Genomic DNA, 16834 nt, shown 5'->3' with positions numbered 1-16834 from the left:
ACACATATTGCCACACTTTACCGGGGTGCTTTGATGAAAATCGAAGTCGGTTAAAGCGAATATGTGGAGGCATAACCCCAATTTTCAATGAGGAAATCATGACTACAGTATCTATGCGCGATATGCTGCAAGCTGGTGTACACTTCGGACACCAAACCCGCTATTGGAACCCAAAAATGAAACCATTTATTTTTGGTGCTCGTAACAAAGTTCATATCATTAACCTTGAAAAAACAGTTCCTATGTTCAACGAAGCATTAGACATGCTAAATAAAGTTGCTGCTCGTCGCGGTAAAATTTTATTCGTTGGTACAAAACGTGCTGCGAGCGAATCAGTAAAACAAGCGGCTGAAAGCTGTGGACAATTCTACGTTAATCACCGTTGGTTAGGTGGTATGTTGACTAACTGGAAAACCGTTCGTCAATCAATCAAACGTTTGAAAGATTTAGAAACACAATCACAAGACGGTACTTTTGATAAATTAACCAAAAAAGAAGCGTTAATGCGTACTCGTGAAATGGCTAAATTAGAAAATAGCCTTGGTGGTATCAAAAATATGGGTGGTTTACCTGATGCGATCTTCGTTATCGGTGCAGACCATGAGCATATTGCAATTAAAGAAGCTAACAACTTAGGTATTCCTGTTGTTGCTATCGTTGATACTAACTCAAATCCAGATGGCATTGATTATGTTGTTCCTGGTAATGATGATGCGATTCGTGCTATCCAATTATATGCAAATGCGGTTGCAAGTGCAGTTAAATCGGGTCGCGAACAAAATCAATCACCCGTTTCTGAAGAAAGCTTTGTTGAAGAAACAGCAACTGCTGCTGAATAATTGATTAATACAATTCGTTATCGGTATTAGGAGGAGTTCACTCCTCCTATCTTGTGTATCAAATATAATTTGTCGAAACTTAATTTGGACAAATGACAGAATTTAACAGAGGGTTAAAAAATGGCTGAAGTAACTGCCTCTATGGTTAAAGAACTGCGCGAAAGAACTGGCGCAGGTATGATGGAATGTAAAAAAGCATTAGTCGAAGCAAATGGTGACATTGAGCTTGCAATCGATAACATGCGTAAATCAGGTCAAGCAAAAGCGGCTAAAAAAGCAGGTCGTGTTGCTGCTGAAGGTGTAATTATTTCTAAAATTTCAGCAGATAAACAATTTGGTGTAATTTTAGAAGTAAACTGTGAAACAGACTTCGTAGCAAAAGACGCTGGTTTCATTGAATTTAGTAACAAAGTTGCTGAAGTTGCACTTGCTGACCGTATCAGCGATGTTGGCGTACTTCAGGCTAAATTTGAAGAAGAACGTACTGCTTTAGTTGCTAAGATTGGTGAAAACATCGGTATCCGTCGTGTTGCTGAAATCGCAGGTGACGTTGTTGGTAGTTACCAACACGGTGCACGTATTGGTGTTTTAGTTGCCGCTAACGGTGCTGATGACGAATTAGTTAAACACATCGCAATGCACATCGCAGCTAGCAAACCAGAATATGTTAACCCAGACGATGTTCCAGCTGATGTTGTCGCTCATGAGCGTCAAATCCAAATCGATATCGCAATGCAATCAGGTAAACCACGTGAAATCGCAGAAAAAATGGTTGAAGGCCGTATGCGTAAATTCACCGGTGAAGTCTCTTTAACAGGTCAACCATTTGTTATGGATCCATCAAAAACTGTTGGTGATTTACTAAAAGAGAAAAAAGCCGCTGTTGCAACTTTCATCCGTTTTGAAGTGGGTGAAGGTATTGAGAAAGTTGAAGTTGATTTCGCTGCAGAAGTTGCTGCAATGTCAAAACAATCTTAATTTTCATGTAAAATGCTTAAAACCGCCGAAAGGCGGTTTTTTTTAGCAACAAAATACTTTAGAATTACATTAGCAGATTTATTATTAATATTTTTCATCTATAGGATCTCTCTACCATGACAAAACAAACTCCCCACTACAAACGTATCCTTCTCAAACTAAGTGGTGAAGCACTGCAAGGTGATGAAGGTTTTGGTATTGATGCCTCTGTTCTCGATCGTATGGCATTAGAAATTAAAGAGCTAGTTGAAATGGGTGTCGAAGTCGCTGTTGTTATTGGCGGAGGTAATTTATTCCGTGGTGCCGGACTTGCAAAAGCAGGGATGAATCGTGTTGTTGGTGACCATATGGGGATGCTCGCAACTGTCATGAATGGCCTTGCAATGCGTGATGCACTTCACCGTATTGAAATTAATGCACGTTTAATGTCGGCCATTCCTTTAAATGGCGTATGTGATGATTATCGCTGGACCGAGGCGATTAGCCTACTTAAGCATGGTAAAGTGGTTATCTTATCAGCCGGTACAGGGAATCCATTTTTCACCACGGATTCAGCCGCTTGTCTACGAGGTATCGAAATCGAAGCGGATGTCGTATTAAAAGCTACCAAAGTTGATGGCGTTTATTCTGCTGATCCGGTAAAAGATCCTAGCGCAACCCTATTTAAAACATTAAGCTATGAAAAAGTATTAGATGATGAACTTAAAGTAATGGATTTAGCCGCGTTCACACTAGCTCGAGATCATAATTTACCGATTTGTGTATTTAATATGAATAAACCCGGGGCATTACGTCGCGTGATTCAAGGTGAACCCGAAGGGACGCTAATTAATAATGATGTTGTTGTAAGTTAATAATTAAAGGAAAAAGGTTTTAGTATGTTAAATGAGATTCAAAAAGACGCTCAAGACAGAATGGAAAAAAGCTTAGATGCTTTCCAAAATCATATTGGTAAGATTCGTACCGGTCGTGCTTCACCAAGCTTATTAGATGGTATCGTCGTTGAATATTATGGTAGCGCAACACCATTACGCCAATTAGCAAACGTCGTTGCTGAAGATTCAAGAACATTGGCAATTACCGTTTTTGATAGATCACTTTCACCTGCTGTTGAAAAAGCCATTTTAGCATCTGATTTAGGCTTAAATCCCTCTTCAGCGGGAACCGTTATCCGTGTACCACTTCCACCATTAACAGAAGAACGTCGCCGTGATTTAACCAAGATTGTTCGTGGTGAAGCAGAACAAGGTCGCGTTGCGATCCGTAACGTAAGACGTGATGCTAATGATCAAATCAAAGCATTATTAAAAGATAAAGAAATTTCTGAAGATGATGAACGTAAATCACAAGACGTTATTCAAAAAATAACAGATAGTATGATCAAAAAACTGGATGCCGTTCTTGCTGACAAAGAAAAAGAATTGATGGAATTCTAATATAAAAAAGGCGTAACCACTTGATTACGCCTTTTTATTTTTTACCTTATCAACCAATTGCCATATCCCACTTATTAAAGCAATTACTCCAACAGCCTCAACAAATAAAACAGTAACATATTTGCCAAACATTTCATAAAAAAGCCTGAACATTTTTGGCATACTGATTGAACTACCACTTTGTTCGTATAAACTCAATTCAGTATATAAATAGAAACCAAAAATAATCAGGACAACACCAACAACAATCACCCATAATATATTTTGATATTCTAACAGACTTTTCAATTTATCGAATCCAACTAAAAATTATGCTTCAATCGCAACGCGTAATTTTTGCATCGCATTCTTTTCTAACTGACGAATACGTTCAGCAGAAACAGCATACTTAGCAGCCAATTCTTGTAGTGTCGATTTACTGTCATCAGCATCTAACCAACGCGCTTTAATAATATCTTGGCTACGTTCATCTAATTGTGATAATGCATCATGTAATTTATCAGTTGCATCGTTTTCCCAATTATCATTTTCAATTGATTTTGAGAAATCAGAATTCGCATCTTCTAAATACAATGCAGGTGCAACAATTGAATTATCATCGTCATCATTATCAATATCAAATGACATATCTTGTGCAGACATACGGGATTCCATCTCAAGTACATCTTTACGTGTTACGCCAAGCTCATCAGCAACCATACCGACTTCATCATGACTAAACCAGCCTAAACGTTGTTTTGATTTACGTAGGTTAAAAAATAACTTACGTTGTGCTTTAGTCGTTGCAACTTTTACGATACGCCAGTTTTTTAACACATATTCATGTATTTCAGCTTTGATCCAATGCACAGCAAATGAAACTAAACGAACGCCCATTTCAGGATTAAAACGACGCACCGCTTTCATTAAACCAATATTGCCTTCTTGGATTAAATCCGCTTGTGGTAAACCATAACCAGAATACCCGCGTGCTATATGTGCAACAAAACGCAGATGTGACAAAATAAGTTGTCTTGCAGCATCAACATCATCGTTATAGTAAAGTTTTTCACCTAACGCTTTCTCTTCTTCTGCGCTTAACATCGGATAGGTGTTAATCATACGCAGATAAGATTCAATATTTCCTTGTGGGATAATAGCAACTGATTGCATTTTAACTTCGTTACTCATCTAAATTCCCCCTTACTTATTCAACCTTGTCGTTTGCCCAATTTAACAAACCACAAGCGATCATTCTGAGTGTCTAGCTATATTAATTGACTAGCAATTAAAAGATTAGACCGCGAAAATGTGATTTAGTTCACATTTTTTATTTTTAGCGATCAAAAAATAACTCACTGATTACTATTAAATAACAAAATAAATGATAATGTTAAGCAATATGAGTCATATTTAAATATTTTTTAGTTGCAACAAGTGCCGATAACCAACCAATCATGGTTGCGATTAGGACGATAAATAACGCCTCATCCCAATTTAGACCTTCAATGGTAAATATTGTTCCAAAAACAGACGAAACATTCAAGATGATCGCATCAATTTGAAAAATAAATATTTCCGATAATATTAACGCTAAAATCGCGCTAACAAAACCATTAAACATTCCACTATATAAAAAAGGTCTTAAAATAAATCCTTCTGTCGCACCAATTAATTGCATAACAATAATGGTTTGGCGACGAGCAAAAATGGATAAGCGAATACTATTACCAATCACTAATGCCACCGCAATAATCATAAAAATTGAGATCGTCCAAACAATCGTTTTAACCATGTCGGTTAACGCGGTCAAACGAGTAAACCAACTATCATCTAAACGAACATCATCCACACCCTCTAATTTAATAATATCAGCTTGCATCGCATGTAATATTGTTGTTTGCTTCGCTTCATCTTTAGGAATCACAATTGCAACTGCCGGGAGTGGATTTTCGTCTAATAAATCGATAGCATCACTAAAGCCCGACCACAATCGAAACTCCTCAAGCGTTTCATCACGTGATAAATAATTGATCGCTTCCACTTCGGGATAATGTTTTATGTTCTGCACCAACGTTTCGGTTTCATTCGCGGTTAATGATTTATCTAAATAAACGGTTAAATTAGGTGTGGGATACCACTGATGCGCAGCCTCGTTAGCATTTTTCCACAATAGGTAACCGATAGTTGGTAATGCTATCGAAATAGCAATGACAATGATGGTTAGCAGTGAGGCAAGCGCATGCTGCCTGAAATCGTTAAATACATTTTGCCAAGCATATTGGATTTGGCGCTTCCAACGAGGGAAAAAACCATTCCCCTCTTTCTGCTTATTTTGCGGCCTACTCGCTAACATGGGTGTCTCCAATCAAGCGACCTTGGCTTAAATTTAAAATACGGTGATGCTTACGTCTAATTAAACCCATATTATGGGTTGCCATTAACACTGTGACACCCGTTTGGTTAAATTCTTCAAATAACTTTAAAATATCTTTAGATAATTTATCATCCAAATTACCCGTTGGTTCATCGGCAAGTAAAATCATGGGCTTATTAACAATCGCGCGCGCAATACCAACACGTTGTTGCTCACCACCCGAAAGGTGAATAGGATAAAATTTCATCTTATCAATCAAGCCGACTTTATCCAGTGCCGCGGATACCCGACGTCGAATTTCTTCCGCTGGTTTACCTAAAATAATCAATGGAATGGCCACATTATCATAGATAGTATGATCCATCAGTAACTGGTGATCCTGAAAAATCATGCCAATATGGCGGCGCAAAAAAGGAAGCTGTTGTTTTTTTAATTGGCTAACATCATGACCATTGAGTAACACATGCCCATCATTTGCCCTATCAAGACCACAAATTAAACGTAATAAAGTACTTTTACCGGCACCGGAGTGACCTGTTAAAAAAGCCATTTCACCACTAGCTAGGGTAAAATTAATATTCTGTAATGCAGGTTTACCGCCAGAATAGACTTTACTAACGTGATTAAATTGAATCATGTATTTTCGCTATCACCTGTCTGATTATCAAATAGAGCGTTAATAAAATCATTAGCAACAAAAGGCCTCAAATCATCAATTTTTTCACCAACACCAATATAACGAATCGGAATAGTAAACTGATCGGCAAGACTAAATATCACCCCACCTTTAGCTGTACCATCAAGTTTGGTTAACGTAATCCCCGTTAAGCCAACCGCCTCATTAAATATTTTGGTCTGACTGATGGCATTTTGCCCAGTACTGGCATCAATGGTTAACATAATTTCATGTGGTGCACTTTCATCTTGCTTTTTCATCACACGGACAATTTTTTTCAACTCATCCATTAAATGTGATTTATTTTGTAAACGACCCGCTGTGTCAGCAATTAACACATCCACTTTTTTGGATTTTGCAGCTTGTAATGCATCAAAAATAACTGACGCAGAATCTGCATTGGTATGCTGCGCAATCACGGGAATATGATTCCGTTCACCCCAAACTTGTAACTGTTCAACCGCCGCAGCTCTAAAGGTATCTCCAGCCGCTAGCATCACGGATTTACCTTGATTTTGAAATTGTTTCGCTAATTTACCAATCGTCGTTGTTTTACCGACACCGTTGACACCAACCATTAAAATCACAAATGGCTTGTGACTTTCAAGTTCTAATGGTTTATCAACTTCCGATAATATATTACCCATTTCAACTTTTAATAAGTCATGTAATGCATCCGCATCTTTGAGCTGTTTACGAGAAGCATGATCGGTTAATGAACGGATAATTTTTTGTGTTGTATCAACTCCGACATCGGCAATAAGCAGCTGTTCTTCTAACTCATCAAAAAGCGCATCATCGATTTTTTTACCTTTGAATAAAGCAACAAAGCCCGATCCAATATTTTGTTTTGTCTTAAATAATCCATTTTTCAAACGCGCAAAAAAGCCCGCTTTTTTTTGTTCTGTCATTTAAACAGCGACTCCAATATATCATGTCATTTATGAAAATTTATTGCCTATTATTGACTAAATTTTACCTTTTAACAAATGCCATTATAGCTTAATTTGCGACTATCCGATGAGGTAATATTTAAAATATTCCATCAAGAACGGATAGGTTTTTAGTTAATCAATAACTATTCGCACTATTCTTGACTGGCAAACTGAGCGGCAATGTCAATTTGAGCCTCAGTCGGTGTTTGCCCGGTATACAAAATAAACTGTTCAACCGCTTGTAAAATCATAACCTCTCGTCCAGTAATCGTTTTGATATGCTGTTTTTTTGCTTCTAAAATCAGTGGGGTATTGACAGGCATTGCGATCACTTCAAACACAATTGAGGACTTGGCAATCAAATCAACGGAAAAAGAGCGTTGATTTGCATCCTCTCCACCAGCCATGCCAACAGGCGTTGCGTTAACTAAAATATCATAAGATAAACTTGGTTGTGTAGTGGCATTAAAATGATATTTATCAGCAAGTTTTTTCGCTGAGACTTGATTACGAGCGAGAATTGTCACATGACGAAAACCTGCATCATAAAATGCTGCGATAACCGCTTTTGCCATACCGCCGCTACCATGAATAATGACGCTTTGCGCTGGATTAAGTTGATACTGTTCAATTAATTTTCTGATCGCAATATAATCGGTGTTATAAGCCGTTAAGTAGCCATCATCATTAACAATGGTGTTGACGGAATCAATCGCTAAAACTGAATCGGTCAGTTTGTCCAAAAAAGGGATACATGCTTCTTTAAAAGGCATCGAAATGGCACACCCTCGAATCCTTAGCGCCCGTATTCCTTTTATCGCATCTTCAATACTGTCTGTCGAAAATGCTTTATAAATAAAATTCAGTCCCAACTGTTGATATAAACTATTATGAAATCGTGTACCAAAATTACCTGGACGGCCGGATAAAGACATACAAAGTTTTGTATCTTTATTAATCATAACATCTCCTCATATCATTTTTGTTTAACAGCATTACGGTATAAATTTTGTTCAGTGATGGCTTGCCACTTACCCAGTTCCAGTTGTGAGTGGAAAAGATTGAACTCACCAATTTGTACGCGAATCAATCTCAAACACGGGAAACCAACAGCAGCGCACATCCGCCTTACCTGACGATTTTTGCCTTCAGTAATGGTAATACTTAACCAAGAGGTGGGGACCGTTTTACGTTCACGAATAGGGGGATCACGCTGCCACATTTGCGTTGGTGTCGGCATCATATGTGCTTTAGCGGGTTGAGTGGTAAATTCTTTTAACACAACCCCTTTTTGTAATTGCATGATGGCTCTTTGGGTTAATTCGCCTTCAACTTGTACCCAGTAAGTTTTGGGTAATTTAAATTTTGGCGAAGCAATTTTTGACTGTAATTGTCCATCATTCGTTAACAGTAATAATCCCTCACTATCGGTATCTAATCGACCCGCTGGATAATATTGTGGGAGCGCAATATACTGCTTGAGAGTGGCATGTTTTTCATGCTCAGAAAACTGGCAAATAACCCCATAAGGTTTATTAAATGCAATTAATGAAGAATCGATCATGATAATATCTCATTGTTTACTAAATGAGATTATAGCAAAAATTATTGTCATCTGCTGAGAATTGATTAACATAAAAAAGCCGGGCATTACGCCCGGCAAACATTTAAGTTTACATGTCAGAGTAACTTAAACTAACTTTTTCATTTCATCGGCAACACGCTCAGCTTGTTGACCCACCACAATTTGTACACCTTCTTTACCTAATTTGATCACAGCCATGGCTCCCAGTGCTTTAGCTTGTGCTTCACTAACTAATGAAGAATCTTTTACACTTAAACGTAAACGGGTAATACAGGCATCGATATTGGTTAAATTATCTTTCCCGCCTACGACAGCGATGTATTTTTGAGCGAGTGAATCGACATCATCTGCCGCCGTTAATGAGGTTTCTGCATCACTTCTGACAACATCATCACCGTCATCTTCACGACCAGGGGTTTTTAAGTTGAATTTCACAATAACAAAACGGAAAGTCACATAATAGATAAAGAAGAAAGCAATACCTTGTACAATTAGCATATACCAGTGTACGGCTAATGGATTACGTGATGACAACACCATATCAATTAATCCAGCACTAAAACCAAACCCGGCTATCCACTGCATTGTCGCGGCAATATAAAGAGAAATACCGGTTAAAAATGCGTGTAATAGATATAATTGCGGTGCAACGAACATGAATGAAAATTCTAACGGCTCAGTAACGCCCGTAAAGAATGCGGCAAAGGCAGCTGCCATCATGATTGATGCAGTTTTATCTTTATTTGCTGCTTTAGCGGTATGATACATAGCTAAGGCTGCACCTGGTAAACCAAACATCATTATTGGGAAGAAACCAGCTTGATAACGCCCTGTAATGCCGATTACAGCCAGACCATCATTAATTGATTTTTGCCCACCTAAGAAGTTAGGGATATCGTTAATGCCCGCGACATCAAACCAAAATACAGAGTTGAGTGCATGGTGAAGTCCAACCGGAATGAGTAGACGGTTAAAGAAGCCGTAAATACCTGCACCGTAAGCGCCTAAGTTTTTAATATATTCACCGAATGCAACTAACGCATCATAAATGACAGGCCAAACATACAGTAAAACAAAGGCAACAAATAACATAACAAATGAAACAATAATTGGCACTAAACGTTTACCACTAAAGAAAGCCAACGCTTTATGAAGTTCGACTTGGCTAAAACGATTGTAAAGTTCAGCAGAAATCACCCCAACTAAAATACCAACAAACTGGTTATTAATCTTGCCAAATGCAGGAGAAACATCAGCAACAGGTGTATTGGTCAATAATGAGACTGAACCTGTTGATAAAAGGGTTGTGATAACTAAAAATCCGACAAGACCACTTAATGCAGCAGCGCCATCTTTATCTTTAGACATACCATATGCAACGCCAATCGCAAATAGAATCGGCATATTATCAATAATAGCACCACCCGATTTAATTAAAAAAGCGGCAATAATATTATTCGCACCCCAACCATCTGGATCGATCCAATATCCAACACCTAATAAAATTGCTGCTGCTGGTAATACAGCAACTGGAACCATTAGCGAACGCCCAATGCGCTGTAAATAGGCTAAAATTCCCATATATTTCTCCTGATTAAGATCATTAAAAGACTGTTATTTTCTTAATTTATATTTCACATGATAATATTTTACTACGCAAATTAATTATACCGTTTTGTGACGAATATCACTAATTTTATTGTTGCGTGAGATGAAATAATGAACAATTTATGCCTATTTATTTTTTTTTGTGAAAAAACTTTTGTAAAATACGTAAATATTGGATACAGTAAATAATCGAAATAAAATAAGTACGCACACTTTGGCAGATTAAATCAAACATTGAGATAATTGCCGTGATAAAATGACTGACGTCGTTCTTTTTGCGAATCTGATTAAAACGGAGCAATAAAATGCGATTAATTCCATTACAAAACCCACAAGAAGGTGGCGCATGGGCCGCTGACTATATTGTTAAACGAATCAATAAATACCGTCCAACGGCGGATAAACCGTTCGTATTAGGCTTACCAACCGGAAGCTCTCCATTGCTAATGTATCAACAACTGATTAAACACTGTAAAGCAGGTAATGTAAGCTTTAAACATGTTGTTACATTTAATATGGATGAATATGTCGGTATTCCAGAAGATCACCCACAAAGCTACCATACGTTTATGTATCAAAACTTTTTCAACCATATTGATATTGATCGTAACAATATTCACATATTGAATGGTAACGCTGAAGATACTGAGCAAGAGTGCAAACAATATGAAGAAAAAATAGCATCATATGGTAAGATTAATCTCTTTATTGGTGGCGTAGGGCAAGATGGTCATATTGCGTTTAATGAACCAGCATCATCGTTATGTTCACGCACACGTATTAAAACATTAACCGAAGATACGCGTATCGCCAATTCCCGCTTTTTTAATAATGATATCAGTCAAGTGCCTAAATATGCCTTAACCATCGGGGTTGGTACATTAATGGACGCAGCTGAAGTCTTATTATTAGCATTTGGTCATAACAAAGCGCTAGCGGTACAAGCGGCAGTTGAAGGTTCAGTTAACCATATGTGGACCGTTAGTGCACTGCAAACGCATCAAAAAGCAATTTTGGTGTGTGATGAAGCAAGCACCGATGAGCTGAAAGTAAAAACATTAAAATATTTTAGACAGCTGGAAGCAAATAATCTCACAGTAAACATACTTTAACGCTATTTGAAACATTGGATTCATAGCCAATAAAGTATTAAGGTAAATTTTATGTATGCATTAACAAATTGTCGAATCTACACTGGAATGGAAGTGCTTGATGATCATGCGGTCATGATTGATGGTGATACTATCGCTATGATTTGTCATAATGACAATATTCCAGCCAATATTGCTGTTGAAAACTTACAAGGTGCAATCTTAGCACCCGGTTTTATTGACATACAACTTAATGGTTGTGGCGGCGTACAGTTTAACGAAACACTTGATTCGTTGAGTATTGAAACACTCGAAATCATGCAGCAAACCAATTTATTATCAGGGTGTTCAAGTTACTTACCCACCCTGATTACATCAAGTGATGAGTTTATGCGCAAAGCGGTCAATGTGATGCGTGATTATTTAAAAACCCACCACAACCAAGCATTAGGTTTGCATCTTGAAGGCCCTTATATCAACCCAGAGAAAAAGGGGATTCATAATATCGATTATATTCGCAAACCGGATCAAGCGATGATTGACTTCTTATGTGACAATGCTGATGTCATCAAAATCCTAACGCTTGCACCAGAAAGAGTTGAAAGTCATTTCATTCGCCAATTAGTTGAAGCAGGTATTCATGTTTCAGCTGGGCACTCTAACGGAACTTATGAAGATGCACGCAAGGGCTTTAATGCTGGAATTCGCATGGGCACGCATCTATTTAATGCCATGCCAGCCATTTCAGGTCGTTTACCGGGCGTTGTGGGTGCGATTTATGATGAATCAGAAGTTTACTGCGGTATTATTGCTGATGGTCTACATGTTGACTGGGCGAATATCCGTAACTCACATCGCATCAAACACGATAAATTAATTCTCACAACCGATGCCATTTTGCCGGTTGGTACAAACATCACAGAATGTACTTTTGGTGGCAAAACAATTTATTACAAAGACGGTAAATGTACTGACATTAATGGCACACTAGGTGGCTCAGCATTGACCATGATAGAAGCGGTAAGTAACAGTGTAAAACATGTTGGTATCGCCTTAGATGAAGCACTTAGAATGGCAACTTTATACCCTGCAAAATCAATTGGTGTTGATAAAAAATTAGGAACTATAACGGAAGGAAAAATAGCGAATTTGGTTGCCTTTGATCAAAACTTCGTTATCCAAAAAACGATTGTTAACGGTAAGTTATAATCAAATAAAACCTAAACAAATGATTTTGCATTTTCATTTAATAGGGGGTTTACCCCCTATTAAATTTTTTTGTCGCTCGTGCTAAGCACTAATTATGTGCAACTGCTTGTCAATTGGGTATATAATGGCCTAACTAAGAATAACAATCATTATATAGTGAGGTAAGAATTGGTCATGGCATTGAATTATTTAAACTTGGTCGGTAATGCAGAATTAGTAAAACAGCTCAATTATGCAATGATCTATCGCTTGATTATTCAGCAAAGTCCAATTTCCCGTATTCAGTTAGCCGAAACAAGTCATCTTGCTCCAGCCAGTATCACAAAAATTACCCGTCAATTGTTAAAAAATAAGTTAATTAAAGAAGTTGATGTCCAACAATCGACTGGGGGTCGCCCTGCGGTATCGATTGAAGCTAAATTTGACCATTATCATGCCATCGCAATTCAACTCAGTCGAGCCCATGTTACTATTGAATTGTATGACCTTGGTGGCCATAGTTTGGCATTTAAGCGCTACCCTTTAACTGACTTTACACAACGTTTGGCACAAAATTATGTAATCAATCTTATTGAGTTATTCTGCCAAGAAAATAATAAAAAAATTAAAAATCTTATCGCAATTTCGGTTGTGATGCCTGGTGTTGTTGATTCCGTTAAGGGCATTGTACGTTATACGCCGCATATCAGCGTTAACAACTGGGCACTTGCCGATGTCTTAAAAGAAAAATTCCATGTCGACGCTTTTGTGGGCAACGATGTACAAAGCTTGGCATTAGCCGAAAGCTATTTTGGTTCAACCCAAAATGTCGAGGATTCAATTTTAATCCGCGTACATCGCGGTGTCGGTTCTGGCGTTATTATTAATCAACAACTGCTGATGAACCATAACCAAAGTGCCTGTGAAGTTGGCCATATTCAAGTTAATCCATTAGGGGAACGCTGTCATTGTGGTAATTTCGGTTGTCTTGAAAATCAAGTCGTCAATGTTGAAATAGAAAAAAAAGCAAAGTTACTGTTAGAGCAAGGCTATCCAAGTAAACTGACGATTGATAAATGTGATATCAATACCATTTGCCAATTTGCTAATCAAGGTGATGAATTAGCTGAAAAACTGATTAAAAATGCGGGTGAAAACTTAGGGCGAGCCGTTGCCATTATGGTCAATATTTTCAACCCACAATGCATTATTTTAGCAGGAGAGATAACCAAATCACCTGAAATCTTACTCAATGCCGTCAACAGCGCATTATATTCGCAAAGTTTAAAACAGTTACGTGAAAATTTATCCATTAGCTGTTCGACATTAAGTGATAGTTCAGCCATTGGGGCATTTGCGCTTGTTCAACAAGCATTATTCAATGGTTCACTATTGATGACAATGTTGGATGATAAGTAGAATGGTATAATTCACTCACTACACATACTTGATGTGTAGTGAATGATGACAACTAACGTAAGATTCTTAACATGCGGCGTAGTGGCTCAGCAGCCCCCCACAATAACTGATCGCCAACAGTAAAGGCCGATAAATATTCTGGTCCCATATTTAATTTACGCAAACGACCAACCGGTGTGGATAACGTGCCGGTTACTGCTGCTGGCGTCAACTCTTTCATTGATAATTCACGATCGTTTGGAATGACCTTAACCCAGTCATTATGCGCCGCTAATAAATTTTCAATCTCTGGGATCGCAATATCTTTCTTCAATTTAATCGTAAATGCTTGGCTATGGCAACGTAAAGCGCCAATACGTACACATAAACCATCAACAGGAATAATCTGAGAGGTACCTAGAATTTTGTTGGTTTCAGCTTGACCTTTCCACTCTTCACGACTTTGACCGTTATCGAGTTGCTTATCGATCCATGGAATTAAGCTCCCCGCTAATGGCACACCAAAATTGTCAGTAGGTAATGAACCATCACGCATTTTTGCCGTAACTTTTTGTTCAATATCTAAGATTGACGAGTGTGGATTAGCCAGTTCTTTAGCAACATCGGCATGCAACATACCCATCTGGGTTAATAACTCTCGCATATGACGAGCGCCGCCGCCTGAAGCAGCTTGGTAAGTTGAAACAGAGACCCAATCAACTAAATCCGCAGCAAATAATCCACCCAATGACATCAGCATTAAACTGACGGTACAGTTACCACCAACAAAGGTCTTAATACCTTTATCGAGCGCTAAATCGATATTGGCTCGATTGACAGGATCAAGGATAATGAGCGCATCATCTTTCATACGTAATGTCGACGCCGCATCGATCCAATATCCCTGCCAACCTGCATCACGTAATTGTGGATAAATACTTGATGTATAATCACCACCTTGGCATGTCACAATAATATCTAACGCTTTAAGTGCATCAATATCATTAGCATCTTGTAATACACCTGTTTTACCGGCAAATTCTGGTGCAGATTGACCTGCTTGAGATGTTGAAAAGAAAATAGCATTAATGCCATCAAAATCGTGCTCTTGAATCATGCGCTGCATCAATACAGAGCCCACCATACCACGCCAACCGATAAAACCTACATTTTTCATAATCAATTATCCACAATTTAAATAAATCGTTATTTTTAATGGGTAACAAACCCAATATATTTATGTTTCACTATTAAAACAAAATATCAGTATAAAACAAGCAAGATAAAAAATTATTTTGAAACAAGGCGCCGACATAAATGCCGGTTATGATGTCATTTTAATCATTCATTTCGTTATTTTTTTATCATAATAGCTAATTCTAGTGTAAAAAAATCATTTTTTATATCAACAATACTCACTGTAAGCTATAAATCTCTTATTATTATGTGATAATATGCCCTACTCAAGATAACAGAATGATTCACATTTTAATTTATTATGCCAGCATCATTTGATCCAACTCGACGACTTTTGATAAAAGGAATTGCCGCAGCATGTCTGTTATCGGTTACCCGTGTTGGATTTGCCGCAACGGCACAAATGGCAGCAGTGCGAGTTTGGCCCTCATCGACTTATACCCGTATCACGCTAGAATCAAATATCCCGTTATCATATAAACAGTTTACCTTACCCAGCCCAAACCGATTAGTGATTGATATCGATGATCTCAGTCTAAATAGTACATTCCGTAATATTACATCACTCGTGCAGCCCAATGACCCCTATATTAAGCAGTTAAGAGTCGGTCAATTTGATAACAAAACCGTTAGGCTCGTCATCGAACTCAAACAAGATGTTAAACCCAACTTGTTTACCCTGAGCCCAATTGCTGAATTTAAAAACCGCTTAGTCATTGATTTGTATCCAGCTACGCAAACTGCAATTGATGATGATCCCTTATTGGCTTTACTTGAAGACTTTAATAAAGGTCAATTGGATGATGAAGATCCTGTGATCACCGCAATCCCACCCAAAAAAGCGGATGATAAAGTCGTTATCGTCCTCGATCCAGGTCATGGCGGCGAAGATCCCGGTGCTGTCGGGTATTATAAAACCCGAGAAAAAGACATTGTCTTACAAATTGCCCGGCGTTTACGCGATCTTATCCGTAAAGAGAAGGGACTAACTGTCCACTTAACCCGTAACGAAGATGTCTTTTTGCCCTTACGAGTACGTGTTGAAAAAGCTCGCGCTTTACATGCCGATTTGTTTATCTCAATCCATGCCGATGCATTTACCAAGCGATCCGCCAAAGGGTCATCGGTTTTTGCATTATCCGCGAAAGGGGCGAGTAGTACCGCAGCCAGTTATTTAGCACAAACCCAAAATGAGGCGGATGAGATCGGAGGCGTCAGTCGCAGTGGGGATCGTTATCTAGATCACACTATTTTAGATTTAGTGCAAACGACAACCAAAAGTAATAGCTTACTACTTGGACGAGAAATATTAAGCAAAATGCAGTACGTCAACACACTGCATAAAGCACAAGTCGAGACCGCTGGGTTTGCCGTACTTAAAGCACCAGATGTCCCGTCTGTTCTGGTAGAAACAGCTTTTATTAGTAATCTCAATGAAGAAAAAAAACTAAAAACAGCAAACTTCCAAAATCAAATTGCTAAAGCGATGCTTGATGGCATAAAAAGCTACGTTAAATTACGCAAGAATTAATTTCCTATCTTTTTAC

General features: G+C 38.1%; 16 protein-coding genes and 1 pseudogene. 8 read left to right on the top strand and 9 right to left on the bottom strand.

Annotation, left to right across the window (positions count from 1 at the left end; genetic code table 11):
* The first annotated feature begins 98 nt into the window (after window positions 1–98).
* The 4 genes from rpsB to frr all read left to right on the top strand — a co-directional run bounded on the left by rpsB (window position 99) and on the right by frr (window position 3253).
* The gene (gene rpsB / locus ABEA36_RS10400) at window positions 99–839 is read left to right on the top strand and encodes a 30S ribosomal protein S2 (RefSeq protein WP_345491848.1); all 741 of its coding nucleotides are present in this window, start codon (window positions 99–101) and stop codon (window positions 837–839) included.
* Window positions 840–959: 120 nt separating this feature from the next.
* Window positions 960–1817, top strand: a complete 858-nt coding sequence (gene tsf / locus ABEA36_RS10395) for a translation elongation factor Ts (protein ID WP_345491846.1) — start codon at window positions 960–962, stop codon at window positions 1815–1817.
* 116 nt (window positions 1818–1933) lie between these two features.
* Entirely contained in the window at window positions 1934–2671 is a 738-nt protein-coding gene (gene pyrH, locus ABEA36_RS10390) for a UMP kinase (RefSeq protein ID WP_345491844.1), read from the top strand.
* A 24-nt stretch (window positions 2672–2695) separates the two neighbouring features.
* Complete coding sequence (frr, locus tag ABEA36_RS10385; protein ID WP_345491842.1) at window positions 2696–3253, top strand: ribosome recycling factor; 558 nt, start codon at window positions 2696–2698, stop codon at window positions 3251–3253.
* 24 nt (window positions 3254–3277) lie between these two features.
* Here frr and ABEA36_RS10380 read toward each other — a convergent pair whose 3' ends face one another.
* The 8 genes and pseudogenes from ABEA36_RS10380 to nagE all read right to left on the bottom strand — a co-directional run bounded on the left by ABEA36_RS10380 (window position 3278) and on the right by nagE (window position 10386).
* Window positions 3278–3541 carry a hypothetical protein gene (locus ABEA36_RS10380; protein WP_345491840.1) on the bottom strand — a complete coding sequence of 88 codons (264 nt, stop codon included), beginning with the start codon at window positions 3539–3541 and terminating at the stop codon, window positions 3278–3280.
* Between the two features lie 21 nt (window positions 3542–3562).
* Window positions 3563–4423, bottom strand: a complete 861-nt coding sequence (gene rpoH / locus ABEA36_RS10375) for an RNA polymerase sigma factor RpoH (RefSeq protein ID WP_345491838.1) — start codon at window positions 4421–4423, stop codon at window positions 3563–3565.
* A 202-nt stretch (window positions 4424–4625) separates the two neighbouring features.
* Window positions 4626–5588 carry a permease-like cell division protein FtsX gene (gene ftsX, locus ABEA36_RS10370; RefSeq protein ID WP_345491836.1) on the bottom strand — a complete coding sequence of 321 codons (963 nt, stop codon included), beginning with the start codon at window positions 5586–5588 and terminating at the stop codon, window positions 4626–4628.
* Window positions 5575–6246 carry a cell division ATP-binding protein FtsE gene (gene ftsE, locus ABEA36_RS10365; protein ID WP_345491834.1) on the bottom strand — a complete coding sequence of 224 codons (672 nt, stop codon included), beginning with the start codon at window positions 6244–6246 and terminating at the stop codon, window positions 5575–5577. Before ftsE ends, ftsX begins: the two co-directional genes overlap by 14 nt.
* Window positions 6243–7181 (bottom strand): annotated as a pseudogene (ftsY, locus tag ABEA36_RS10360) (signal recognition particle-docking protein FtsY); the annotation flags it as partial. The gene ftsE and the pseudogene ftsY, both read right to left, overlap by 4 nt.
* Window positions 7182–7372: 191 nt before the next feature.
* A complete protein-coding gene (locus tag ABEA36_RS10355; protein ID WP_345491831.1) occupies window positions 7373–8182 on the bottom strand; it encodes a shikimate 5-dehydrogenase in 810 nt (269 codons plus the stop codon).
* A gap of 14 nt (window positions 8183–8196) precedes the next feature.
* Window positions 8197–8784, bottom strand: coding sequence for a pseudouridine synthase (locus ABEA36_RS10350; RefSeq protein WP_345491829.1), 588 nt, complete (start codon window positions 8782–8784; stop codon window positions 8197–8199).
* 126 nt (window positions 8785–8910) lie between these two features.
* The gene (gene nagE, locus ABEA36_RS10345) at window positions 8911–10386 is read right to left on the bottom strand and encodes an N-acetylglucosamine-specific PTS transporter subunit IIBC (RefSeq protein WP_345491827.1); all 1476 of its coding nucleotides are present in this window, start codon (window positions 10384–10386) and stop codon (window positions 8911–8913) included.
* A gap of 332 nt (window positions 10387–10718) precedes the next feature.
* Here nagE and nagB point away from each other — a divergent pair, with 332 nt between their 5' ends.
* From nagB to ABEA36_RS10330, 3 genes are all read left to right on the top strand, one after another.
* On the top strand, window positions 10719–11525 hold the full coding sequence (gene nagB, locus ABEA36_RS10340) for a glucosamine-6-phosphate deaminase (RefSeq protein WP_345491825.1): 807 nt from the start codon (window positions 10719–10721) through the stop codon (window positions 11523–11525).
* 51 nt (window positions 11526–11576) lie between these two features.
* Window positions 11577–12713 (top strand): N-acetylglucosamine-6-phosphate deacetylase, encoded by a 1137-nt coding sequence (gene nagA / locus ABEA36_RS10335; protein WP_345491823.1) that lies wholly within the window; start codon window positions 11577–11579, stop codon window positions 12711–12713.
* Between the two features lie 174 nt (window positions 12714–12887).
* Window positions 12888–14111, top strand: coding sequence for an ROK family protein (locus ABEA36_RS10330; RefSeq protein WP_345491821.1), 1224 nt, complete (start codon window positions 12888–12890; stop codon window positions 14109–14111).
* Window positions 14112–14163: 52 nt separating this feature from the next.
* Here ABEA36_RS10330 and asd read toward each other — a convergent pair whose 3' ends face one another.
* The gene (gene asd / locus ABEA36_RS10325; protein ID WP_345491819.1) at window positions 14164–15267 is read right to left on the bottom strand and encodes an aspartate-semialdehyde dehydrogenase; all 1104 of its coding nucleotides are present in this window, start codon (window positions 15265–15267) and stop codon (window positions 14164–14166) included.
* Window positions 15268–15585: 318 nt separating this feature from the next.
* Between asd and ABEA36_RS10320 the strand changes: the two genes are divergently transcribed.
* A complete protein-coding gene (locus ABEA36_RS10320; protein ID WP_345492001.1) occupies window positions 15586–16818 on the top strand; it encodes an N-acetylmuramoyl-L-alanine amidase in 1233 nt (410 codons plus the stop codon).
* The last annotated feature ends 16 nt before the right edge of the window (window positions 16819–16834 follow it).

The organism is Orbus sasakiae, from assembly GCF_039542345.1.
Lineage (GTDB): Bacteria > Pseudomonadota > Gammaproteobacteria > Enterobacterales > Orbaceae > Orbus > Orbus sasakiae.
This window is presented reverse-complemented; position numbering and strand designations above follow the sequence as displayed.

Bases quoted from the DNA above. Each gene is read 5' to 3' on its own strand.
- tsf (WP_345491846.1), top strand. From the start codon at position 960: ATGGCTGAAGTAACTGCCTCTATGGTTAAAGAACTGCGCGAAAGAACT.
- nagB (WP_345491825.1), top strand. From the start codon at position 10,719: ATGCGATTAATTCCATTACAAAACCCACAAGAAGGTGGCGCATGGGCC.
- rpoH (WP_345491838.1), bottom strand. From the start codon at position 4,423: ATGAGTAACGAAGTTAAAATGCAATCAGTTGCTATTATCCCACAAGGA.
- nagA (WP_345491823.1), top strand. From the start codon at position 11,577: ATGTATGCATTAACAAATTGTCGAATCTACACTGGAATGGAAGTGCTT.
- ftsE (WP_345491834.1), bottom strand. From the start codon at position 6,246: ATGATTCAATTTAATCACGTTAGTAAAGTCTATTCTGGCGGTAAACCT.
- frr (WP_345491842.1), top strand. From the start codon at position 2,696: ATGTTAAATGAGATTCAAAAAGACGCTCAAGACAGAATGGAAAAAAGC.
- ABEA36_RS10355 (WP_345491831.1), bottom strand. From the start codon at position 8,182: ATGATTAATAAAGATACAAAACTTTGTATGTCTTTATCCGGCCGTCCA.
- rpsB (WP_345491848.1), top strand. From the start codon at position 99: ATGACTACAGTATCTATGCGCGATATGCTGCAAGCTGGTGTACACTTC.
- nagE (WP_345491827.1), bottom strand. From the start codon at position 10,386: ATGGGAATTTTAGCCTATTTACAGCGCATTGGGCGTTCGCTAATGGTT.
- pyrH (WP_345491844.1), top strand. From the start codon at position 1,934: ATGACAAAACAAACTCCCCACTACAAACGTATCCTTCTCAAACTAAGT.
- ftsX (WP_345491836.1), bottom strand. From the start codon at position 5,588: ATGTTAGCGAGTAGGCCGCAAAATAAGCAGAAAGAGGGGAATGGTTTT.
- asd (WP_345491819.1), bottom strand. From the start codon at position 15,267: ATGAAAAATGTAGGTTTTATCGGTTGGCGTGGTATGGTGGGCTCTGTA.
- ABEA36_RS10350 (WP_345491829.1), bottom strand. From the start codon at position 8,784: ATGATCGATTCTTCATTAATTGCATTTAATAAACCTTATGGGGTTATT.
- ABEA36_RS10330 (WP_345491821.1), top strand. From the start codon at position 12,888: ATGGCATTGAATTATTTAAACTTGGTCGGTAATGCAGAATTAGTAAAA.